Source organism: Parasedimentitalea psychrophila, assembly GCF_030285785.1.
Classification (GTDB): domain Bacteria; phylum Pseudomonadota; class Alphaproteobacteria; order Rhodobacterales; family Rhodobacteraceae; genus Parasedimentitalea; species Parasedimentitalea psychrophila.
The window spans coordinates 2,819,394-2,840,856 of record NZ_CP127247.1; the positions used below are offsets into that span (position 1 = coordinate 2,819,394).

At 54.8% G+C, this 21,463-nt stretch carries 18 protein-coding genes and 2 pseudogenes; 11 read left to right on the top strand and 9 right to left on the bottom strand.

Features of this window, described 5'->3' with window-relative positions:
* Nucleotides 1–6 precede the first annotated feature (6 nt).
* From QPJ95_RS13740 to QPJ95_RS13750, 3 genes and pseudogenes are all read left to right on the top strand, one after another.
* Nucleotides 7–1,139, top strand: a pseudogene (locus tag QPJ95_RS13740) (IS30 family transposase); the annotation flags it as partial.
* Nucleotides 1,140–1,159: 20 nt separating this feature from the next.
* Nucleotides 1,160–1,456: a transposase gene (locus tag QPJ95_RS13745; RefSeq protein ID WP_286018121.1), complete on the top strand. Its 297-nt coding sequence runs from the start codon at nt 1,160–1,162 to the stop codon at nt 1,454–1,456.
* On the top strand, nt 1,453–2,352 hold the full coding sequence (locus tag QPJ95_RS13750) for an IS3 family transposase (protein ID WP_270921312.1): 900 nt from the start codon (nt 1,453–1,455) through the stop codon (nt 2,350–2,352). Before QPJ95_RS13745 ends, QPJ95_RS13750 begins: the two co-directional genes overlap by 4 nt.
* Nucleotides 2,353–2,376: 24 nt before the next feature.
* Here QPJ95_RS13750 and mntR read toward each other — a convergent pair whose 3' ends face one another.
* On the bottom strand, nt 2,377–2,829 hold the full coding sequence (gene mntR, locus QPJ95_RS13755; RefSeq protein WP_270921206.1) for a manganese-binding transcriptional regulator MntR: 453 nt from the start codon (nt 2,827–2,829) through the stop codon (nt 2,377–2,379).
* A 111-nt stretch (nt 2,830–2,940) separates the two neighbouring features.
* Here mntR and QPJ95_RS13760 point away from each other — a divergent pair, with 111 nt between their 5' ends.
* From QPJ95_RS13760 to phnE, 4 genes are read left to right on the top strand one after another with little or no spacing between them, the layout of a single operon-like run.
* A complete protein-coding gene (locus tag QPJ95_RS13760; protein ID WP_270921207.1) occupies nt 2,941–4,794 on the top strand; it encodes a cytochrome c peroxidase in 1,854 nt (617 codons plus the stop codon).
* Nucleotides 4,794–5,654, top strand: a complete 861-nt coding sequence (locus QPJ95_RS13765; RefSeq protein ID WP_270921208.1) for a phosphate/phosphite/phosphonate ABC transporter substrate-binding protein — start codon at nt 4,794–4,796, stop codon at nt 5,652–5,654. Before QPJ95_RS13760 ends, QPJ95_RS13765 begins: the two co-directional genes overlap by 1 nt.
* Nucleotides 5,651–6,421: a phosphonate ABC transporter ATP-binding protein gene (locus QPJ95_RS13770; RefSeq protein WP_286018122.1), complete on the top strand. Its 771-nt coding sequence runs from the start codon at nt 5,651–5,653 to the stop codon at nt 6,419–6,421. Before QPJ95_RS13765 ends, QPJ95_RS13770 begins: the two co-directional genes overlap by 4 nt.
* An 11-nt stretch (nt 6,422–6,432) precedes the next feature.
* The gene (phnE, locus tag QPJ95_RS13775; protein WP_270921210.1) at nt 6,433–7,164 is read left to right on the top strand and encodes a phosphonate ABC transporter, permease protein PhnE; all 732 of its coding nucleotides are present in this window, start codon (nt 6,433–6,435) and stop codon (nt 7,162–7,164) included.
* Between the two features lie 440 nt (nt 7,165–7,604).
* Here phnE and QPJ95_RS13780 read toward each other — a convergent pair whose 3' ends face one another.
* The 3 genes from QPJ95_RS13780 to QPJ95_RS13790 form a co-directional block, all read right to left on the bottom strand.
* Nucleotides 7,605–8,798: an IS91 family transposase gene (locus tag QPJ95_RS13780; protein WP_270921270.1), complete on the bottom strand. Its 1,194-nt coding sequence runs from the start codon at nt 8,796–8,798 to the stop codon at nt 7,605–7,607.
* A 12-nt stretch (nt 8,799–8,810) separates the two neighbouring features.
* Nucleotides 8,811–9,698, bottom strand: coding sequence for a tyrosine-type recombinase/integrase (locus tag QPJ95_RS13785; RefSeq protein ID WP_270921271.1), 888 nt, complete (start codon nt 9,696–9,698; stop codon nt 8,811–8,813).
* 491 nt (nt 9,699–10,189) lie between these two features.
* Nucleotides 10,190–11,215 (bottom strand): IS110 family RNA-guided transposase, encoded by a 1,026-nt coding sequence (locus tag QPJ95_RS13790; RefSeq protein ID WP_270921292.1) that lies wholly within the window; start codon nt 11,213–11,215, stop codon nt 10,190–10,192.
* A gap of 335 nt (nt 11,216–11,550) precedes the next feature.
* Between QPJ95_RS13790 and QPJ95_RS13795 the strand changes: the two genes are divergently transcribed.
* Nucleotides 11,551–12,711 carry an IS30 family transposase gene (locus QPJ95_RS13795; RefSeq protein ID WP_286018123.1) on the top strand — a complete coding sequence of 387 codons (1,161 nt, stop codon included), beginning with the start codon at nt 11,551–11,553 and terminating at the stop codon, nt 12,709–12,711.
* 117 nt (nt 12,712–12,828) lie between these two features.
* Here QPJ95_RS13795 and QPJ95_RS13800 read toward each other — a convergent pair whose 3' ends face one another.
* Nucleotides 12,829–13,542: a hypothetical protein gene (locus QPJ95_RS13800; RefSeq protein WP_270921264.1), complete on the bottom strand. Its 714-nt coding sequence runs from the start codon at nt 13,540–13,542 to the stop codon at nt 12,829–12,831.
* A 79-nt stretch (nt 13,543–13,621) separates the two neighbouring features.
* Nucleotides 13,622–14,485, bottom strand: a complete 864-nt coding sequence (locus QPJ95_RS13805; RefSeq protein ID WP_270921263.1) for an NmrA family NAD(P)-binding protein — start codon at nt 14,483–14,485, stop codon at nt 13,622–13,624.
* Nucleotides 14,486–14,645: 160 nt separating this feature from the next.
* On the opposite strand from QPJ95_RS13805, the pseudogene QPJ95_RS24220 reads away from it, so the two are divergent.
* Nucleotides 14,646–14,780 (top strand): annotated as a pseudogene (locus tag QPJ95_RS24220) (helix-turn-helix domain-containing protein); the annotation flags it as partial.
* Between the two features lie 63 nt (nt 14,781–14,843).
* A complete protein-coding gene (locus tag QPJ95_RS13810) occupies nt 14,844–15,545 on the top strand; it encodes a LysR substrate-binding domain-containing protein (protein ID WP_270921262.1) in 702 nt (233 codons plus the stop codon).
* Nucleotides 15,546–15,983: 438 nt separating this feature from the next.
* Here the strand turns inward: QPJ95_RS13810 and QPJ95_RS13815 are convergent, their stop codons facing one another.
* On the bottom strand, nt 15,984–17,177 hold the full coding sequence (locus tag QPJ95_RS13815) for an IS91 family transposase (RefSeq protein ID WP_270921270.1): 1,194 nt from the start codon (nt 17,175–17,177) through the stop codon (nt 15,984–15,986).
* A 12-nt stretch (nt 17,178–17,189) separates the two neighbouring features.
* Entirely contained in the window at nt 17,190–18,077 is an 888-nt protein-coding gene (locus QPJ95_RS13820) for a tyrosine-type recombinase/integrase (RefSeq protein ID WP_270921271.1), read from the bottom strand.
* A 602-nt stretch (nt 18,078–18,679) separates the two neighbouring features.
* On the opposite strand from QPJ95_RS13820, the gene yghX reads away from it, so the two are divergent.
* The gene (yghX, locus tag QPJ95_RS13825) at nt 18,680–19,567 is read left to right on the top strand and encodes a YghX family hydrolase (RefSeq protein ID WP_270921011.1); all 888 of its coding nucleotides are present in this window, start codon (nt 18,680–18,682) and stop codon (nt 19,565–19,567) included.
* 817 nt (nt 19,568–20,384) lie between these two features.
* Here the strand turns inward: yghX and QPJ95_RS13830 are convergent.
* A complete protein-coding gene (locus QPJ95_RS13830) occupies nt 20,385–21,371 on the bottom strand; it encodes a Hint domain-containing protein (RefSeq protein WP_270921012.1) in 987 nt (328 codons plus the stop codon).
* Between the last annotated feature and the right edge of the window lie 92 nt (nt 21,372–21,463).

Sequence of the window (21,463 nt, forward strand, 5' to 3'; positions counted from 1 at the left end):
TAAATCATGGCCTATCGCCGCAGACATTTTTTTACAGATAAACAGAAGTCAGAGATCTGGGATCGTTGGCAACGCGGAGAGTCGATGAGTTCGATTGGACGTGGATTTGATCGTGCATCATCATCGATTTATCCTCTGCTGGCGCGCACCGGTGGTATCCGTCCGCCAGATCGCATGAGGTCCCGTTTGGCTCTGAGTTTGGCTGAACGCGAGGAGATATCACGAGGCCTGACTGCGCAACTATCTGTGCGATCAATTGCGAGATCCTTGAAACGGTCTGCGTCGACCATCAGCCGCGAGATCCGGCGCAACGGTGGTGCCAAACTTTACCGTGCGGCTCAATCAGATGCAGCGGCATGGGCTCGTGCCCATCGCCCAAAGCCCTGTAAATTGGCAGGCAATATCTATCTATGTCGAGCGATATCGGCCAAGCTGACCCGCAAATGGTCCCCGCAACAAATCGCAGGTTGGCTGATGCGCGAACATCCCGATGAGGAAGACAAACGGGTCTCCCACGAGACGATCTACCGAAGCCTATTTATCCAGACACGCAATGTACTTAAGAAAGAATTGCTGTCGCACTTGCGGGCGACGCGATCCATTCGTCGCTCTCGCCACGCCACCATGAAGCGCAGCGGCCTTGGCCAAATCAAGGACACTATATCGATCCGACAAAGACCGGCGGATGTGGAAGACCGTGCCGTTCCAGGACACTGGGAAGGCGATTTGATCGCCGGTTCTGGCAACAGCTTCATTGCCACGTTGGTCGAGCGACATACGCGTTATGTGATGCTGGCCAAGGTTGGCAACAAAGACAGTCACAGCGTTGTTCAGGCGCTGATCAAGCAAGCTCACAAACTACCAAAAGAACTCTACCGTTCACTGACATGGGATCGTGGAAGCGAGATGGCGGGGCACAAGAAGTTTACCTTGGCGACTGAGATCGACGTCTATTTCTGTGATCCGCGATCACCGTGGCAACGCGGCACGAACGAAAACACCAACCGTTTGCTGCGACAGTACTTCCCAAGGGGCACAGATTTGTCGATACATAGTCAAGCAAAGCTGAGTGCCGTCGCAAGACAGCTCAATGAACTGAACCTCGTCCCTGTTCCCAGACACTGGGGTACTTTACCCCTGTCCATGAAAGGGGCACCAAATGGGACGACAGCGACGGAATTATACGGACGATTATAAGGCTGCGGCAGTTGAACGGCTTTACGAGCCAGGAGCGACGCAGGGTAGCGTGTCGAGCGAGCTTGGGATCACCGGTACACAACTGAAGACGTGGAGGCTTGAGATTGAGGCGTTTGGTTCATCAGAAGCCAAGCGCCGTCAGAAGGCGGATGCCGCTGAACTGGTCCGCCTTCGCAAAGAGAACAGGCGTCTTGCTGAGGAAGTGGAGATTTTGCACAAGGCATCCGCTTTTTTCGCAACGAGGGCGGTGAAACCATGACGAACAAGCACAGCTTCGTCACTGCCCATAAAGCGCAATATGCGGTCTCCACATTATGCCGACACCTCAAGATATCTCGGGGTTGGTTCTATGGCTTTCTGACCAGTCAGGACGCCCGAGATCAGCGGCGTACCATCCGTGAAGCGCGAGATCTGGAGTTGCTGCCAAAGATAAAGGCGTTTTTCAAAGCCAGCGGGAAATGCTATGGGTCCAAGCGTATTCATCAGGATCTAATGGCTGATGGTGAGATCGCTTCTGAGCGGCGTGTGGCGATAATAATGAAAGAAAACAAGGTGTCTCCGCTTCTGCGTAAGCGCCGAAAGCCCAAAACTACTGACAGCAATCACGACATGAAGCCTTCACCAAATCTATTGGAGCAGAAGTTCAACTGCCAGACGCCCAACGCCGTTTGGCTGGCGGATATTACCTATATCGACACGGATGAAGGGTGGCTTTACTTGGCTGGCATCAAAGACATGTCCACGCGGGAGATTGTTGGCTGGGCGATGGAGGACCATATGCGGGCAGAGCTCTGCTGTGAGGCCCTGAAGATGGCTCTGGCGCGACGAGGGCCCGTTTCCGGATTGATCCACCATTCCGACAGGGGGAGCCAGTATGCAGGTGGGAAATACCGCAAGCTAATTGGCAAGGCCTCCATCACCCAATCCATGAGCCGCAAAGGAGAATGCCTGGATAACGCGCCAATGGAGAGCTTTTTTGCTTCATTGAAAAAAGAACTCGTGCATCGCCATCGGTTCAGAACGCGCGCTCAAGCCAAAGCTGCAATCTTCGAATACATTGAGGTCTTCTACAATCGCCAGCGCCGCCACTCCAGTATCGGCTACAAAACGCCCCTGCAGGCATTTGAAGATACAGCTTTGAAAATGGCCGCATAGGGTCAATAGTGAAACTGTCCGGTTTTAGGGACGAGGATCACTCTTGCTTGTATATGCCTCGAAGACCTGCAGCGTTTCTTCACTGACGTGATGCTCGATACCCTCAGCATCATGTTCTGCAACATCGGAAGACACGCCCAAAGCAATCAGAAACTCAACAACAGTGCGATGACGTTTACGGCAAGCCGCCGCGAGCTGCCGACCTTCGTCGGTCAACTGAATTGAGCGATAAGGTTCGTGCAGGATCAATTCCTCGCGTTTAAGACGCGCAAGGTTCTTTGTCACAGTCGGTTGTGCAACGCCCAGTCGTTCAGCGATGTCCTTGGGGCGTGCAGAGCCATACTGATGAATGAGATCTGCAATCAGTTCGACATAATCCTCCACTATCTCACTTTGATGGGCCGTACGCACAGATTCAAACTGGCGGACTTGGTCTTCAACGGCGCGCGTAACGGGATTTGAATGAGGCTTCATCATTGGGAAATTGTACTCTGATTGGCGTGGCCCAGCTATGCACGAAAAACAGGCGCTTGACAATAAGTTAGCCATGGCTAATTAAGTTAGCCAAGGATAACTTTTGGACACGCAATGAAACGATTTTTGACCACAACTGTTTTGTGCCTGCTGCCCGTGACGGCACAGGCCACCGCGCTTGAAGACGCTCCTTGGGCCCCTCGTGCCGCCGCATATCGTCTGACATTGTTTTTGGGAAATCTTGATCCGTTGCCATGGGGCAAGCTGGAAAACAGCTGGACCGCTCCTGTCACCGGCAGCGCACCCAATGTGTCTGCAATGTCCAAGATGTCTGACGCCGAGGCCTCCGCGGTCACATTGGCTGTTGAAAACCAGGACCGCCACGCGCTGTTCATGGCTGCGACTGATGTGGTGGAAAACGGGATTTTACAATTCCTCGCAGCAGCGAATGATGCGCTTGGCACGGCAGACGCGGCACAAAACGTTGCCCGCGCCGAGGCCCTGTACCGTGCATTCGCCGATGGCATTCAGGCAGGCGATCGCGCTGGCTTTCGCACCCTTGGGCGGGCTTGGTTAACCCTGAATTCAGCCGTGGGAAGTGCCGGGCTATCGCAATCCGGGGCACCTGATCCCGACCGTGAAGCCTTTACTGAGGCACGTGAGGTGATTGAGACATATCTGCGCGACAACTTTACAGCTGCCAATATCGCGCCACGCGCCAAACTAACTTCTGTGCCCGAGACCATTGTCCAGTCAGGGGCACAGATTGATGTCCCGGTTTCGCTCCCTCCTGGATCTGACATCGCCGATCAGCGCGAATTCCCCCGTCTGGTACTGCAATTCGAAGAAGCGGGCCTTGATGAGGCTGACATGCCGCTGGTTGCCTATGGCGATATGCTGTTTGACAGCCCGCAGATTTTCGGCGGACCGGCGCGCGACTTGGGCATCTCTTGTTCTACCTGTCACAACCGATCTGACGTGAACCGTGATTTTTTCATTCCCGGCCTCAGCAGCCATGCGGGCGGGATGGATGTGGACGGGTCGTTCTTTAACCCGATGTTCAATGACCGCACCGATGACCACCTTGATACGCCATCCTTGCGCGGCATCCGCTTTACTGGCCCATATGGCCGCGATGGGCGCGAAGCCAGCCTGCGCGATTTCACCCGCAACGTGATCGTCACCGAATTTGCAGGCGAGGAACCGACACCGTTTCAACTAGATGCTTTGCTGGCTTACATGCGTCAGTTTGATTTCCTGCCCAACCCGCAGATTGATCGAGCAGGGAGATTGACCGATCAAGCCTCTGACGCTGCAAAGCGGGGTGAAGTGCTGTTCAGCACACCTTTTGATGGCCTGAACGGTCGTGCTTGCGCCACATGCCACACGCCGGATCGCAGCTTTCGCGATGGTCAAACCTATGACATCGGAACCTCTGAAGCACCGTTTGAGGGCGGCACAGTAACACAGCTTGAAACCCCGACGCTGCGCAACATCAACTTCTCAGCTCCCTATATGCATGATGGTAGCCTGCCGACACTTGGTCGTGTGGTGGAGTGGTTCAATGACAGCAAATCCCTCAACCTTGATGCCGAAGAACGGGCCGATCTGACCGCTTACCTAGAGGCCGTTGGCGATGGCCAGGACCCCTACCAGGTGTTTGAAGGTCGCGAGAGCACTTTCCGTCTCGCCTTTGATGAGCTCACCACTTTTGCCTCGACCCTAAACACGCTTATCCCAATGCAGGACGCTGAAAACATTTCGCTATTGGTAGATACCGTTGCACCTGATTTGGCGGCTGACGCCTCGGTCATGGTCAATCAAGCAGCCAAACCGGATGTATATCGATTGTCTGCGCATCTGCGGGCCGTGGGCGATGCCAGTGCCGCTGGCAACTGGGGCGACGCCGCCACCGCGTGGGAGTCCTTCAAAGCCCTGCAATCTAAAATCAATGAAGGGATGTACTAATGCTGAGCCGTCGCACATTACTTGCATCGATCACCGCGCTCGCGCTCACCACATCGAGTGCGCTCGCCCAAGACACCCTGAAAATTGCATTCATCCCGCAAGAAAACCCCGAAAAACTATTGGGGGATATTGATGTCATCACCACATGGATGGGCGAACAACTGGGTGTGCCAGTTCAGGGTTTTGTGACCTTTGACCACGCTGCCGCTGTTGAAGCATTGCGCAATGGCGACGCTGATATCTCGTTCATGGGGGCACTGCCATTTGTGCTGGCCGAAGCCCAAATCGGGGCGGAACCACTGGTGTCAGAGGTCTACCGGGGCTATCCGAGCTACGCGGGTCGGATTTTTGTGCGCAAGGACAGCGGCATCGAAACGCTTGCTGACCTGCAAGGGCGCGACATTGCGTTTGCCGATCCCGTGTCAGAGTCTGGATATCTGTATCCACTTGATTTGTTTGTCGAGGACGGCTTGTTCACAGGCACCCAAGGGGCGGCGGAGTTCTTTGGCAACAGCTTCTTTGCTGGTGGTTATCAGCAAGCGATGCAGGCGATGGCAAACGGTCTTGTTGATGCGGCAGGGGCCAGTCAATATGCCGATATGCTCTTGTCTCCAGAGCAACAGACCGAAATCAAGGTGATTGGTGAATCCGTGCAAATCCCCAGTCATGCGATCATTGCGCGCCCAGACTTGGCTGCAGAGATGAAAGTCAGGTTCACGGATATGATGCTGACGCTAAACGCCCCAGAGAACGGTCACTTTTTGGCGTATCTTTATGGCCCGGATGGCTATGTCGTCGCCGATGTCGCGGCCTATGATGGCGTACGGGATATAGCACGAAAATACGGATTGCTCGAATGACCGCATGCCTGTCTCTTTGTGGTGTTTCCCATGAATTTGACGGCGTTGCCGCGTTGAGCAACATCAACCTTTCTGTGTCCGAAGGCGAATGCATTGCATTGCTTGGGCCATCGGGCGCAGGGAAGTCCACATTGCTGGGGTTGCTGGATCGCCGCTTAAAGCTGGGTTTTGGCGAGGCTCAGGTTCTGAATAAATCCCTTAAAAAAGGCCAACGTATCACGCGTAAGGATCGCTCTGATGTTGGGTTTGTCTTTCAGGAGTTCGCCCTGCTGGACCGCGTGAGCGTGTACCAAAATGTCATGAATGGCCGTATGGGGCACACGCGACGTTGGCCCTCTCTTTGGGGCTGGTTTGAGACCCAGGATCATCTGATTGTTGCACGTGCTTTGGCTGATGTTGGCCTATCTGATTTTGCAGATAGGCGTGCGGATCAGCTTTCTGGCGGGCAACGTCAGCGCGTTGCAATCGCACGCTGTCTTGCACAAGAACCACGCCTGATCTTGGCCGATGAACCCGTTAGCAATCTTGACCCGTCGCGGGCTGAAAAATTGCTAGACCTAATTACATCACGCGTTCAAGAGGATGGGATGACCGTCATTTTCAGCTCTCATCAACCTCAACTTGCGCAGCGTTTTGCAGACCGTGTCATTGGGCTGCGCGATGGTAAAATCATGTTTGATAACCCCGCAGCACAGCTTACCCAGAAAGACGTCGCCCAGCTCTATGATGGTTTTCACCCAGAAACTGATCTGCGTGTGGTCAACTGATGACACGGAACTTGATCTGGATACTGATCGGTGGGGCCGTAATCTGGGCTGGACTCAGCGCAGATATCAGCACTGACAAACTCTCGTCAGCCGCGCCACGTCTGGCGGATTTTCTGGCACGTATGTTCCCCCCGGACTGGAGCGTCTGGCCCGAAATCCTGAAAGGTTTGCTTGAATCCCTGCGCATTGCAATCCTTGGCACATTCTTCTCGGTGATCTTGTCCGCGGGCCTTGCGGTGCTGGCTTCGGAAAAACTGTTCCCCCACCTGGTCTGGCGTCCCGTGCGCGCTTTTCTTGCGATGATCCGGGCGATTCCTCTCATTGTGGTTGCGATGTTGATGGTGGGGTCTGTTGGTTTGGGACCACTGCCAGGCATTTTAGCAATCACATTCCATGCGACCGGTATGCTGGCCAAATTCTATGCCGAAGCGATCGACAATGTCGCCTCGGCTCCCGTCGCAGCCCTGGAAAGCGCTGGTGCCTCTCGTGCGCAACAGCTGCGTTGGGGGATTTGGCCGCAAATGGCTCCGGTTATCCTGCGTGATACCATTTTCCGCTTTGAGCTAAATTTACGTGAAAGCTTGGTCTTGGGGATCGTTGGTGCAGGAGGGATTGGTTTGTATGTCCAAACTTACGTACGCTCCTTCCAATATGATAAAGCAGCAGCCGTGACCCTCGCGATTGTTATTCTGGTCCTGATTTCAGAATTGGTTGCAGTGATAGTGCAGCGAAGGTTTTCCTAGTTCTATTTGGCATGTGCGCATCAGTCGTAGATTGAAAGTAACCATAGCTCAGCCCCTTTGCGCAAAGCTGCCGTTAATACAGATCGCATCAAAGGTCCGCAATCCTGAAGGTTTTTCGATGCGGGGCGCGGCGTGACAGCTGCCTCCAAATGATGGCGTCCCGCGTTGACAAACCTCGGAAGGAGGAAGCCGCGGGGGGCTGGGTGATGCCTATGGGGAAAGAGCGATGCGGATGGGTTCTACGGCTGGAAGTGGCCGACACTTTGGTAGAACGATTGAGCCTTTGGTGCCGGATGGAACGTCAGTGCCCCCCAGATAAAGGTGTCGCTCGAACTTGTGCGGGTGGGTTCGTGTGCGCATTGGGATGCGAGGCACAGACCGTTTAGTCCGGGCCCTGAGATGGAACCAGAAAGGTATCGTCCAATGGAATGGGCGATTTGTCATGCGGCCTGCTCCCTCGGTGGTGCCCTCGATCTTGGTTGTTGCCCGCGGCGGAATATCTCGACAATGCGCATCGGTCCGCCACAGCAAGGGCACGGCTCCCGTAGAGTGAGAGGGATAATCTCGGCGCTTTGCTGGACCTCCTGGTCAGGCGGCTCCACCTCAAGCAGGGCGCGTATCCTGGCGATGTTGGCCTTGCGGGTCGAGCTGGCCAGCAAGCCATAGTGACGGATGCGGTGGAAGCCGTCGGGTAGGACATGGATCAGGAAGCGGCGTATGAACTCGCCGGTGGAGAGGCGCATGACCCTCTGCCGGTTGCTATTCTTGATGCGATAGTCTTTCCAGTGGAAGGTCACGGCCTCGGCGTCTGCGTTGACCAAGCGGGAGTTCGATATGGCGACACGATGCGTATAGTGGCTGAGATAGGCCAGTACCGCCTCTGGCCCACCAAAGGGCAGTTTGGCATAGACTACCCATTCGGATTTGCGGAACGGGGCGAGCCAAGTAGCAAACGTGTCAGCCTTTGCCAACCCACCCAGATCCCCGAAGAAGCTCAGTTCGCCTGCGTTATGGAGGGCCATCAATCCTTCGATAAAGAGGCGGCGGAACAGCCTGGACAGCACCCGCACATGCAGAAAGAACCCCGGTCTGCATTTGATCCAGCCTACGCCATCCGGCAACAGGCCGCCGCCGGGCACGATCATATGCACATGGGGATGATGTGTTAGTGCTGATCCCCAAGTGTGCAGCACGCTTGTCATACCAACGCGTGCGCCGAGGCGCTTGGGATCGGCCGCGATGGTCATTACCGTTTGGGCGGACGCCTTGAACAGCAGGCTATAGACTGCCTTCTTATTCCAATATGCGATGCGGGCAATCTCGGCAGGCAGGGTGAAGACGACATGGAAATACTCTACCGGCAACAGGTCCTCAGCACGCGCCGCCATCCAGTCCCGTGCGGCTGGCCCCTGGCACTTCGGGCAATGCCTGTTTTTGCAGGAGTTATAGGCAATATGGCCGTGGTCGCATTTGGTGCAAGCCGCCACATGGCCACCGAGCGCCTCGGTCCGGCAGGCCTCTATCGCCGACATCACCTTAAGTTGGCTGAGGCTGATATGCCCAGCATTGGCCTGCCGCCATGCGGGACCGTACTTTCGAAAAATATCAGCAATCTCCAGCTTCGAACGAGACACCGGCCCCGAGCGTCACTCCAACCCTCGTCGGAGCGTGTGATCCTGCAACTGTTTGAGGTTGTCGAACGGGCTGACCGTATTGCGGATCGTCTTAGTGGCGACGTGGGTGTAGCGCGCTGTCGTGCTCAGCTTGGAATGACCCAACAGGACCTGGATCACCCGCACATCGGTATTGGCCTCCAGCAGATGGGTCGCAAAACTATGCCGCAGAGTATGCAGTGTCGCCGGTTTGTTGATCCCCGCCATGTGCTTTGCCGAGGTGAAGGCGCGATTGAGCTGGCGTGGTGACAGCGGATTGATCTTGGGTTTTCCGGGAAATAGCCAGCCCTCGGGTCGTGCCTCAAGCCAATAGTCCCGCAGCAGTTCCAAAAGCCTTCGCGACAGCATCGCCTTACGGTCTTTGCCATTCTTGCCCTCGTCGACATGGATCAACATCCGGTCGCTGTCGATGTCGGCCACTTTGAGGTGGCAAACTTCGGACGCCCGCAACCCAGCGCCATAGCTAATGCCCAAAGCAGCCCGATACTTGAGGCCAGGACCAGGAACGGCTGTCAGCAGATCGGATACCTCCTCGACGCTGAGCACAACGGGCAGTTTATTCGGTTTGCGTCGGAACTGCATGTATCGCTTCATCTCTTCGCGCCCGCAGGTCACGCCGAAAAATAGTCTGAGCGAGACGATCCGGGTGTTGAAGGTCGTCGTCGAAACGTCAGTGTCTGTCATGTGCAACTGATAGGCGCGCAACTCATCTGGTGTTGCGGTATCAGGCGAGCGGCCAAGGAAAGCCGCAAAATGTTTAATCGCACGGATATGCCCTTTCTGCGTCAACTCCTTCAGTCCGCGAATGCGCATATCCTCGATCATCCGCGCTCGCAGCGACGTTGTCTTCTCCTCTTTCATGGAAGCCTCCTGTCTAAAGATTGAGAAGGCCCAATCGTCGAACAGGTTCGTCAGAATACAAAATGCACAGATTTTGCGTAGGTGTGGAACGCTCAACACGAGCGCCATTGCCGCGAGAGCGGCTTAGTCCTTCCGACCTTCGTGACGCCGGTAAGCTCTCCTAGTTTCGGGTTTTCGCAGATGCAGCGAGTGGCGGATATGGCCGCAGCCTGGCCCGTGCTGCACATCGTCTTGAAGGTCCTCTGTGGATGGCTCCTGCATTGCAAGCGTTTTTCGGCGATTTCGGAGCGTTTTGTCAGTACAGTCGTCTGTCCGGCCTGTTTGTGCAGCACTTTCAAAATACTGCTGGCCCTGATGGTTTCCGCGAGCGAGGATCCAAACGGCTTAACGACCTCAAAGGGCCGGTGACCTTCCCGGAGTGTCCTGGCTCTTGGTTGACTTGTGCCGCGTCATCACCTCATTCGTCTTGCATCTCGTGGCCGCCATGTCGCCTATGCGACTGGCTGCCTGTATTGCTGTCCTTTCGATAAAACTGCCCAGATCACTCGCGCTGACTTGTTGGCCATAGCAACCGTCGCAAGCCGGAACGGCTTTTGAGCGAGGATGTTCGCAGTCCAACGGTCTGCGCGCTCAGGATGGTTCCTTGCTTGCAGCGCGCGCGATGTCATCCCGACAACCAGTAGTTTTCGAAGGTATCTGTCGCCCATTTTCGTGATCTTTCCGAGCCTCTCTTTCCCACCACTGGATTTGTTGAGCGGGGTCAAGCCGAGCCATGCGGCGAGATCACGACCGGTTCTGAACTGGCTCCCGTCTCCAATTGTCGCCACCATCGCTGAGGCCGTGATTGGACCTATACCCGGTATACGCGTGAGGCGTCGGCAGTTTGCATCTAACAAAGCGTGTTGCTTGATGAGCAGGGTATATCCTTCGATCCGCGCATTGAGCCCCAAAAGTTGATAGCACAGCGTTCCCAGAATACCGTTGGCTAGCTCGGGCATGTCAAATTGATCCCCATCCATATGGCTTTGAGAAAAGCGTTTCACAGCTTCTACGCCTGTCGGCAGTACATGCCCAAACTCCCGCAGGACGCTACGGATCATGTTTACGACTTGCGTTCTCTGCCGGACCACGAGGTCGCGGGAGCAATGCACTGCAAGGAATGCCTGTTGGTCCGTCGACTTTATCTCGACAAACCGCATCGAAGGCCGCCGAACTGCCTCGCATATCGCCTCGGCATCGGCATCGGCAGCGTCAGTCTTGCCCCGCTTCACATAAGGTTTGACATAAGCCGCGGGCATCAGTCGGACGTCATGGCCCAGTTTGCGCAGTTCTCGGCCCCAATGGTGTGCCGATCCGCACGCTTCCATGCCAACGGTGCAGGGTGGCAACGTCTCGAAGAACGCCAGCAGTTTCGCGCGCTTGATCTTCTTGTTGAAAACCTTGCGTCCGGTCTCGGATATCCCGTGAACCTGAAACACATCCTTGGCCAAATCCAGGCCTACTGTTTTTACAGTCATTGGGTGGCTCCTCTCTCAGCAATACATGACAACTGCAGTATGGCGCATTGCGACACCGGATGAAGCAGGGGCCATCCACCTCATCCGCTATTGCGGCGATTGGTTTCGGTGCCAGGTCTGCTATGGGCTGACTGCTGCCGTTAGACGCGGTCACCACCAACGGCAGCTAAGCGCAGTTTTTGACCTTTGCAAAGTTGGCCCCCAGGACGCGCCGACATGTCACGAACGGCCTATTGCGGGCCTTCGTGGACGGCGCAGCGAATGGCAGAATAGAACGGCGGTTTCAACGGGTCGACGCAACACTTTAGTCTTTATGGAAAGACGGAGTGTAAATCATGGCCTATCGCCGCAGACATTTTTTTACAGATAAACAGAAGTCAGAGATCTGGGATCGTTGGCAACGCGGAGAGTCGATGAGTTCGATTGGACGTGGATTTGATCGTGCATCATCATCGATTTATCCTCTGCTGGCGCGCACCGGTGGTATCCGTCCGCCAGATCGCATGAGGTCCCGTTTGGCTCTGAGTTTGGCTGAACGCGAGGAGATATCACGAGGCCTGACTGCGCAACTATCTGTGCGATCAATTGCGAGATCCTTGAAACGGTCTGCGTCGACCATCAGCCGCGAGATCCGGCGCAACGGTGGTGCCAAACTTTACCGTGCGGCTCAATCAGATGCAGCGGCATGGGCTCGTGCCCATCGCCCAAAGCCCTGTAAATTGGCAGGCAATATCTATCTATGTCGAGCGATATCGGCCAAGCTGACCCGCAAATGGTCCCCGCAACAAATCGCAGGTTGGCTGATGCGCGAACATCCCGATGAGGAAGACAAACGGGTCTCCCACGAGACGATCTACCGAAGCCTATTTATCCAGACACGCAATGTACTTAAGAAAGAATTGCTGTCGCACTTGCGGGCGACGCGATCCATTCGTCGCTCTCGCCACGCCACCATGAAGCGCAGCGGCCTTGGCCAAATCAAGGACACTATATCGATCCGACAAAGACCGGCGGATGTGGAAGACCGTGCCGTTCCAGGACACTGGGAAGGCGATTTGATCGCCGGTTCTGGCAACAGCTTCATTGCCACGTTGGTCGAGCGACATACGCGTTATGTGATGCTGGCCAAGGTTGGCAACAAAGACAGTCACAGCGTTGTTCAGGCGCTGATCAAGCAAGCTCACAAACTACCAAAAGAACTCTACCGTTCACTGACATGGGATCGTGGAAGCGAGATGGCGGGGCACAAGAAGTTTACCTTGGCGACTGAGATCGACGTCTATTTCTGTGATCCGCGATCACCGTGGCAACGCGGCACGAACGAAAACACCAACCGTTTGCTGCGACAGTACTTCCCAAGGGGCACAGATTTGTCGATACATAGTCAAGCAAAGCTGAGTGCCGTCGCAAGACAGCTCAATGAACGACCTCGAAAAACGCTAGGATATGAGACACCTGCCGAGCGTTTCAATGCATGTGTTGCGTCGACCCGTTGAAACCGCCACCTAAGCCGACTTTTCATGCGATGTATTGACAGAAAATACCTACCGGCATAGCCGCCCTATCAATTTTCATAGGGCCCACATTCTTCGTGGCACCTGTTTAACGCCCGTTCATGAGACATCCCCTCCTTTGACCGACAGGGCAACCGCCCTGTATGCGTCATGAAGCAAGGGTTCACCGTGGGCACTGAGAAAATGGTTGAACTGCAACTCCAAAACACGTTCAACATCGTTTGTCTCCGGTTTTGCGAACTTACGCCAGCCGGGGCCAATGACAGCTTGTTTGAAAAAGCCCAGGCGCGCTTTGCTTTCGGCGGCATGGTCGTTGAAATACTTGTCCGGGCCACGCATGTTCTGAAAACTGTCGCAGGTAATCAGAATGCCGCCGTGGCACTTTAGATGCAAAATGGCTTCGGGTAGTTCAGGCGTATCAAAAACAAAGGCAGAGGAGCCTGGGATTGGACCGTCTTGACCGTCCAGCAAAAACTGGTCGGTTTTCTCTCCGCGAGTAAATGTCATACCTTCAGGGGTCCATAGATCAGCCTGGTAGCGGTTCAGGTAGAACGCATCGTCGCGTCCATGAAACCCTCCGAGCCTAACAATGGCTTTCACCGTGCCAAGGTGATCCAACGCTGCAAGACCGGCTGAATTCAGGCGGATGCTGTTGACCAGCGTGAGGTCCATCCCGTCCCGAATGACAACCATATTGCGGCTGAACTCTGAAATCGGATCGGACTCTACTTTGATCTGTCCGGTTAGAAAAAAGATGTCGGGAAAGATCTCTTGAAATTCGCCATGGGGTAGCTGGGGAGGAAATTGGGGCATTATTTTTGTCCATTATGTCAATACACCGCGCCACACGATCTGTCATGGCGCGGGACTTTTGGGGTTCATTCCCGACTGCTTACAGCGCCAGTGCAAATTCTTGGGCAAACGCGTCGATGTCTGTTGCTGTTGACCCTGTCATTTTCTCAAAATCATTGCTTGCGGGCTGATCTTCGCCCTCGGCCCAAAGCTTGAATAATTTCATGACCGTCTCGACGATCATGTCTGGTGTTCCAAACGCTTCAAGACCGGCCTTTTGATCCTCATATGGCAGGTTCACATACTGAACGTCCTTACCCAGTGATTTTGAAAACGCCTTGGCGACGTCGGAGAAACTGATCGCCTGGGGGCCAGTGATATACTGAATTTGGCGGTTGAACTCATCCGATGTCAGGCCAATGAACGCAGCCTTTGCGATGTCCCGCGTGTCGACCATGGGAATGCGGGTATCGCCCAGATATTGCGCAAACATCTGCTTTTCCTTGATGAAACTGGCGTGCATTTGAGGGATGTTCTGCATGAAGTAATGTGGCCTCAGAATGACATAGTCCAATCCTGCAGCCATTAAGTAATTGTCGACTTCGGTATGTTGTTCATACATGGGAAGACCCTTGCTGTACCGAGCAGGTTCGGCCGAAATGCGCACAACTTTGCGCACATTTGCAGATAGGGCGCAATCAATCAGCCCCTTGTGCAGAACCGACATATCGGGGGAAGGGCTGCTCACAAGAAAAACCGTATCAATGTTTTCCAGTGCAGCCGCAACACTTGGCCAGTCCCCCAATTCCGCACGGACAGTCGGCACATCTTTTGACGCCATTTTAGATTCGCTTTCGTCGCTGCGCACCATAACGCGATAGCTTTGATCACTGTCTTTCAACAGATCGACAAGTGGAGCACCGGTGTTGCCGGTGCCGCCAATAACAAGGATTTCATTTCCCATCTTTTAGTCTCCGCATATGTGTGTCGAACGGGTTGCCGTTTCCATTGAGAGCGAGATATGACATTCATTATTGATGGAGAACTGGCTATAATCAAAATCTCTTGTTCCACTTTTGCACCACCCGAAAAATGCGGACATGAGCGACGCCAAGGAGGGCAATATGAAGGTTTTCGAGTGGGATGACTTGCGCATCTTTCTGGCTGTTTTACGGGGTCGGTCGGTCCGATCAGCCTCCAAATTGTTGAATGTAAGCCATTCCACGGTGTCGCGTCGCTTACAGGCCATGGAGGAGCAACTGGGCATCAAGCTATTCATTCGCCAACCTGACGGGTTTATCCTCACCGAGACAGGCGAGGCAATGGTTGTGCGCGCTGAGCGGGTTGAAAGTGAAATTCTCAGCATGGAGCGAGAAGTTTTTGGTCGTGACGCGCTATTGGCGGGGCCAGTACGCGTCTCCGCACCACCGTTGCTCGCGCAACATTTACTGATGCCAATTCTGGCCGATTTTGCTCGGCTCTACCCGCAAATTGAAATCGAAATGGACGCCACTTTTGACGTCGCTGATCTGCGGCGGCGAAATGCGGATATAGCCATCCGGTTTCAGGTTCAGCCTGACGAAAATCTTGTTGCCTACAAGCTGCCCTCCTTTGCCAATTCAATCTATGCAACCCGTGAATACGCTAAGACGCACAGCTTCACCGGTGCAAATCCGACAGCGCAATGGATTGCGATGGGAGGCAAAGAGGTTCTAGATCATTGGCGCCATGACACACCGTATTCGGAGTGCAAAGTGCACCACGTGGTCTCGGACATGCTGGCGCATCTTAGTGCCGTGAAGGCGGGAATGGGGTTTGCCTACCTCTTTTGTTTTTTGGCAGACGCAGAGCCTGCACTTGTGCGCCTTCCAGAAGCAACGACGGACAGGGCCATCACCACTTGGGCGGTGACCCACCCCGATGTGATTGCGACTGAACGGGTACGGGTTTGCGTGCGTTTTCTGGTCGATGCAATATTTGAGCACGAACGAAAGATCGGTGGGAATGCAGTTGGAACGAATTGAACTGAAGGTTTAGCCGTATATTTGTGATTTGAGCCGTAAAGAAAAAAGCAGCTTGGTCCGCACAGCGGTCGTTAGTGTTCGACGCAGCGAACGGCTCCTTTCCTGAAGGTTTTTCGATGCGGGGCGCGGCGTGACAGCTGCCTCCAAATGATGGCGTCCCGCGTTGACAAACCTCGGAAGGAGGAAGCCGCGGGGGGCTGGGTGATGCCTATGGGGAAAGAGCGATGCGGATGGGTTCTACGGCTGGAAGTGGCCGACACTTTGGTAGAACGATTGAGCCTTTGGTGCCGGATGGAACGTCAGTGCCCCCCAGATAAAGGTGTCGCTCGAACTTGTGCGGGTGGGTTCGTGTGCGCATTGGGATGCGAGGCACAGACCGTTTAGTCCGGGCCCTGAGATGGAACCAGAAAGGTATCGTCCAATGGAATGGGCGATTTGTCATGCGGCCTGCTCCCTCGGTGGTGCCCTCGATCTTGGTTGTTGCCCGCGGCGGAATATCTCGACAATGCGCATCGGTCCGCCACAGCAAGGGCACGGCTCCCGTAGAGTGAGAGGGATAATCTCGGCGCTTTGCTGGACCTCCTGGTCAGGCGGCTCCACCTCAAGCAGGGCGCGTATCCTGGCGATGTTGGCCTTGCGGGTCGAGCTGGCCAGCAAGCCATAGTGACGGATGCGGTGGAAGCCGTCGGGTAGGACATGGATCAGGAAGCGGCGTATGAACTCGCCGGTGGAGAGGCGCATGACCCTCTGCCGGTTGCTATTCTTGATGCGATAGTCTTTCCAGTGGAAGGTCACGGCCTCGGCGTCTGCGTTGACCAAGCGGGAGTTCGATATGGCGACACGATGCGTATAGTGGCTGAGATAGGCCAGTACCGCCTCTGGCCCACCAAAGGGCAGTTTGGCATAGACTACCCATTCGGATTTGCGGAACGGGGCGAGCCAAGTAGCAAACGTGTCAGCCTTTGCCAACCCACCCAGATCCCCGAAGAAGCTCAGTTCGCCTGCGTTATGGAGGGCCATCAATCCTTCGATAAAGAGGCGGCGGAACAGCCTGGACAGCACCCGCACATGCAGAAAGAACCCCGGTCTGCATTTGATCCAGCCTACGCCATCCGGCAACAGGCCGCCGCCGGGCACGATCATATGCACATGGGGATGATGTGTTAGTGCTGATCCCCAAGTGTGCAGCACGCTTGTCATACCAACGCGTGCGCCGAGGCGCTTGGGATCGGCCGCGATGGTCATTACCGTTTGGGCGGACGCCTTGAACAGCAGGCTATAGACTGCCTTCTTATTCCAATATGCGATGCGGGCAATCTCGGCAGGCAGGGTGAAGACGACATGGAAATACTCTACCGGCAACAGGTCCTCAGCACGCGCCGCCATCCAGTCCCGTGCGGCTGGCCCCTGGCACTTCGGGCAATGCCTGTTTTTGCAGGAGTTATAGGCAATATGGCCGTGGTCGCATTTGGTGCAAGCCGCCACATGGCCACCGAGCGCCTCGGTCCGGCAGGCCTCTATCGCCGACATCACCTTAAGTTGGCTGAGGCTGATATGCCCAGCATTGGCCTGCCGCCATGCGGGACCGTACTTTCGAAAAATATCAGCAATCTCCAGCTTCGAACGAGACACCGGCCCCGAGCGTCACTCCAACCCTCGTCGGAGCGTGTGATCCTGCAACTGTTTGAGGTTGTCGAACGGGCTGACCGTATTGCGGATCGTCTTAGTGGCGACGTGGGTGTAGCGCGCTGTCGTGCTCAGCTTGGAATGACCCAACAGGACCTGGATCACCCGCACATCGGTATTGGCCTCCAGCAGATGGGTCGCAAAACTATGCCGCAGAGTATGCAGTGTCGCCGGTTTGTTGATCCCCGCCATGTGCTTTGCCGAGGTGAAGGCGCGATTGAGCTGGCGTGGTGACAGCGGATTGATCTTGGGTTTTCCGGGAAATAGCCAGCCCTCGGGTCGTGCCTCAAGCCAATAGTCCCGCAGCAGTTCCAAAAGCCTTCGCGACAGCATCGCCTTACGGTCTTTGCCATTCTTGCCCTCGTCGACATGGATCAACATCCGGTCGCTGTCGATGTCGGCCACTTTGAGGTGGCAAACTTCGGACGCCCGCAACCCAGCGCCATAGCTAATGCCCAAAGCAGCCCGATACTTGAGGCCAGGACCAGGAACGGCTGTCAGCAGATCGGATACCTCCTCGACGCTGAGCACAACGGGCAGTTTATTCGGTTTGCGTCGGAACTGCATGTATCGCTTCATCTCTTCGCGCCCGCAGGTCACGCCGAAAAATAGTCTGAGCGAGACGATCCGGGTGTTGAAGGTCGTCGTCGAAACGTCAGTGTCTGTCATGTGCAACTGATAGGCGCGCAACTCATCTGGTGTTGCGGTATCAGGCGAGCGGCCAAGGAAAGCCGCAAAATGTTTAATCGCACGGATATGCCCTTTCTGCGTCAACTCCTTCAGTCCGCGAATGCGCATATCCTCGATCATCCGCGCTCGCAGCGACGTTGTCTTCTCCTCTTTCATGGAAGCCTCCTGTCTAAAGATTGAGAAGGCCCAATCGTCGAACAGGTTCGTCAGAATACAAAATGCACAGATTTTGCGTAGGTGTGGAACGCTCAACACGAGCGCCATTGCCGCGAGAGCGGCTTAGTCCTTCCGCCCTTTGTGCTCGATATACCGCGTCATGCTGCACCCAGCACGAATGTCGTAGAAGGGCTGGAAGCTGCCGTTAGACGTGTTTGGCACCAATGGCCGCAGTGGGCCGTTAGTGACCGTGAGGAGAGAGAGAAGTAGCCTGATTGCTGCACCCTGCACATTTGGTCACTAAGGGCGGAAAGCGGAAGTTCGCTGCGATGGCAAACTGTCAGGCTCGTTTCCCACAAAGCAGCCATTCGGCTCACTAATGCAGGAAATTTTCTGCTAATGACGGCAGTGAACCCAGAGTGACAATTTCTTGGTGAGGCAGCTAACCTCAGGTTTGGTGCGGGAACCTTGTCGAAAACGTGCCTATCCCCTACCGCTGTGCGGCGCGCGGCACACCCACGGGTTTGCTGCGACCACGAAACGCCGGAAAATCCTGCAAGATATGCTAGTGTAACCTATGTTCACTCGCAGGAGATAAGGTGATGGCTCGGTTAACCGCAAAGGACTTCGACCCTAAACTTCTAGAACTTTACGATTTTTATGCCCATGGAATGATTACGAAACGTCAGTTTCTGGATGGGGCCGCGAAATTTGCTGTGGCGAGCATGACGGCCTCGGCGATTCTGGGGATGATGTCCCCGAATTATGCTTTGGCGGAACAAGTATCGTTCAACGACCCTGATATTGTTCCTGAATACATCATGTATCCTTCGCCCAATGGCCATGGAGAAGTGCGCGGCTATTTGGTGCGCCCAGCAGGTGTTGAGGGTAAATTACCAGCCGTCGTCGTGGTCCACGAAAATCGCGGTCTGAATCCCTATATTGAGGATGTCGCCCGCCGGCTTGCCAAAGCCGGTTTCATGGCGTTGGCACCGGATGGGCTTACGTCTGTTGGAGGTTATCCCGGCAATGACGCAGAAGGACGGGCGATGCAAAAGTCGGTCGACCGCGGAAAGCTGATGAATGATTTCTTCGCAGCGGTGGAATTCATGATGAGCCACGATGGCTCGACCGGTAACATTGGGATTACCGGGTTCTGTTATGGTGGCGGCGTGGCAAACGCAGCCGCGGTCGCCTATCCAGAACTCAGGGCCGCTGTACCCTATTACGGCCGTCAAGCTGCCGCCGAGGATGTACCGAAAATTCAAGCACCTCTGCTTTTACACTACGGTGCGCTGGATGAGCGAGTGAATGCGGGCTGGCCAGAATATGAAGCCGCATTGAAAGCAAACGAAAAAACCTATGAAGCGCATTTCTACGAAGGCGCCAACCATGGTTTTCACAACGACAGCACGCCGCGCTACGACGAGGTGATGGCGAATTTGTCTTGGGAGCGGACGCTGGCACATTTCCGAACACATCTTGTTTGAGACCTGCTTCGCCCCAGTACATTGATTGACTCTCCGAAAAGAATGGCGTCAGGGCACGACAGCTACAGATGTGACTTAACCCGTAATGCAGGTACGAATGTTATGCGCAGGTGATTGCCTGCGAGTTTAAAAACTGGCGATTATTGAGCCTTTCCTGAATTTGGACCGGTCCGCGTTGCAGTCACCTGAAGCGCAGAAATGCTGCGCTATTAATGAATGACCGCAATAAAGTGCCGCGCCGCAGTATCTTTATCTGATAGCCAAGGTCCGCATTGGGCCGTTAGTGACAGTTGGGCCAGTAACAGTGAATGACCGCAAGGTGCTGCATAGCCGCCGTCTGACGGGGGGGTGTTGGACACATCTCCGCAATGTCAGCTAACTGCACTTTCGCGACCTTGGTGAATAGTGCAGCATCCGACACTATGGGCGGGTTCCGGACCTTCGCTGCGGTCAACTCCAATGGCGGCTATGCGCAGTTAGTCACCTTTGCAAAGTAGGGGTGCCAAGTGTGTCGGATCGACAGAACCTGCCCATTGCGGACTCTCACCGATCAGTATGACGCTGCACTGCAGTTTTCGCCTTGCCGACATTGGCTCAGGCCGCAGCAATTGGATCGTGGTAGGATCCGCAGAGCGGGGCGGAACCGAAATCTGTGGATTTAGTCGGCGCTCTGGATTGTGGCAGTCGAACTATAGGCGTTAGAGAAAACACTCCCAAAATGTGCCACCCAAATCTGCATTTTCTAGACAAGCTGCTGCGCTAGCACATTACAGTGGCCGTGGAATAAGTCCGTTAAGGAAAAAGGAAAGCTCGACTTTTACTCGGCTTGAGCGACAAAGTCCAAAAGACTGCGTGCCTCATGATGTTTCAGAACTGGGTAACATAGGTCGCCAAAAGCAGAGATATCAGAAACAATTTCCGGAAAAATTTGGCAAATTTCCTCCCGTGCAGCGCCGGATAGAGCAGTTTGTGCCATCTCGGCTGGCATCAATGTTTCACACTCCACCCCATTGGCCCAGACCGTGTGATGGCCGTCCAGCAGGATGTGGAAATAGTCTACGCCTTCGCAGGTCTGCACCGGACAAATGCTAGTATCATTTTGCAACGAAGTCGCAGTTACCAGAACCTCTGGTTCGCCGAACAACATTTCTGCGCGCCAATCGTTTAGCAGTATTCGGTGCTGCGGCGACAGCAGCAGATCGCTGTGCGGGCACCCCGGCGCCAGACTGCCAGACGCAAGGCGAATCGGGCGCAATTCGGGATGAGCGCGCAACTGGGCACTGTCTAGGTGCGAGCTGCCAATCCAGCGGATTGGACAGCGGATGCCATCGCCGCATATAACTTGGTCCCCACTTTGCAACTGCACTATTGGGCGAATGCCATCCACCGTTAGGATACGACTGCCGCGCACAAAACAAACCACAACACAGGCCACACCGGTGCCATTTTCGGATTCGACATCGATTGACACCGTATGCGGTTGACCATCAGACCCCGTGTATTCAAACGTCCAGACATTGCCGACCGTTGTGTAACTGTCGAAACCAGTGAACTCAAAACAGTCGCCGGGATCCATACTCTTGACTGACATCGAAAAATCATCATCAAAACCAGACAGATCAATATGAAATTCGTCGTCGCCTCCCGGACCAGCTCCCGCCTCAGTCGGCGCATCCTTGCCCCAAAATTCAAACATATAGTTACCTGAAAGGTTGCCACCATCTTCGATGGTCACAACCTGATTGTCATCCGCGTCACCGGAAATCAGCTTCTTGCCCGTAATTTTGTTACCCGTGACATCCACCCCTAACCACCAATAAGGGGGGGGATTGTCGTTCGTTGCCAATAAATCAAATGTCTGTTGTTGTCAGAAAAAAAGAAATAGTTTTCGACGAA

Excerpts from the sequence above, each read along its gene's own strand:
- QPJ95_RS13745 (WP_286018121.1), top strand. The coding sequence starts at position 1,160 with ATGGGACGACAGCGACGGAATTATACGGACGATTATAAGGCTGCGGCA.
- QPJ95_RS13750 (WP_270921312.1), top strand. The coding sequence starts at position 1,453 with ATGACGAACAAGCACAGCTTCGTCACTGCCCATAAAGCGCAATATGCG.
- mntR (WP_270921206.1), bottom strand. The coding sequence starts at position 2,829 with ATGATGAAGCCTCATTCAAATCCCGTTACGCGCGCCGTTGAAGACCAA.
- QPJ95_RS13760 (WP_270921207.1), top strand. The coding sequence starts at position 2,941 with ATGAAACGATTTTTGACCACAACTGTTTTGTGCCTGCTGCCCGTGACG.
- QPJ95_RS13765 (WP_270921208.1), top strand. The coding sequence starts at position 4,794 with ATGCTGAGCCGTCGCACATTACTTGCATCGATCACCGCGCTCGCGCTC.
- QPJ95_RS13770 (WP_286018122.1), top strand. The coding sequence starts at position 5,651 with ATGACCGCATGCCTGTCTCTTTGTGGTGTTTCCCATGAATTTGACGGC.
- QPJ95_RS13785 (WP_270921271.1), bottom strand. The coding sequence starts at position 9,698 with ATGAAAGAGGAGAAGACAACGTCGCTGCGAGCGCGGATGATCGAGGAT.
- QPJ95_RS13790 (WP_270921292.1), bottom strand. The coding sequence starts at position 11,215 with ATGACTGTAAAAACAGTAGGCCTGGATTTGGCCAAGGATGTGTTTCAG.
- QPJ95_RS13795 (WP_286018123.1), top strand. The coding sequence starts at position 11,551 with ATGGCCTATCGCCGCAGACATTTTTTTACAGATAAACAGAAGTCAGAG.
- QPJ95_RS13800 (WP_270921264.1), bottom strand. The coding sequence starts at position 13,542 with ATGCCCCAATTTCCTCCCCAGCTACCCCATGGCGAATTTCAAGAGATC.
- QPJ95_RS13805 (WP_270921263.1), bottom strand. The coding sequence starts at position 14,485 with ATGGGAAATGAAATCCTTGTTATTGGCGGCACCGGCAACACCGGTGCT.
- QPJ95_RS13810 (WP_270921262.1), top strand. The coding sequence starts at position 14,844 with ATGGTTGTGCGCGCTGAGCGGGTTGAAAGTGAAATTCTCAGCATGGAG.
- QPJ95_RS13820 (WP_270921271.1), bottom strand. The coding sequence starts at position 18,077 with ATGAAAGAGGAGAAGACAACGTCGCTGCGAGCGCGGATGATCGAGGAT.
- yghX (WP_270921011.1), top strand. The coding sequence starts at position 18,680 with ATGGCTCGGTTAACCGCAAAGGACTTCGACCCTAAACTTCTAGAACTT.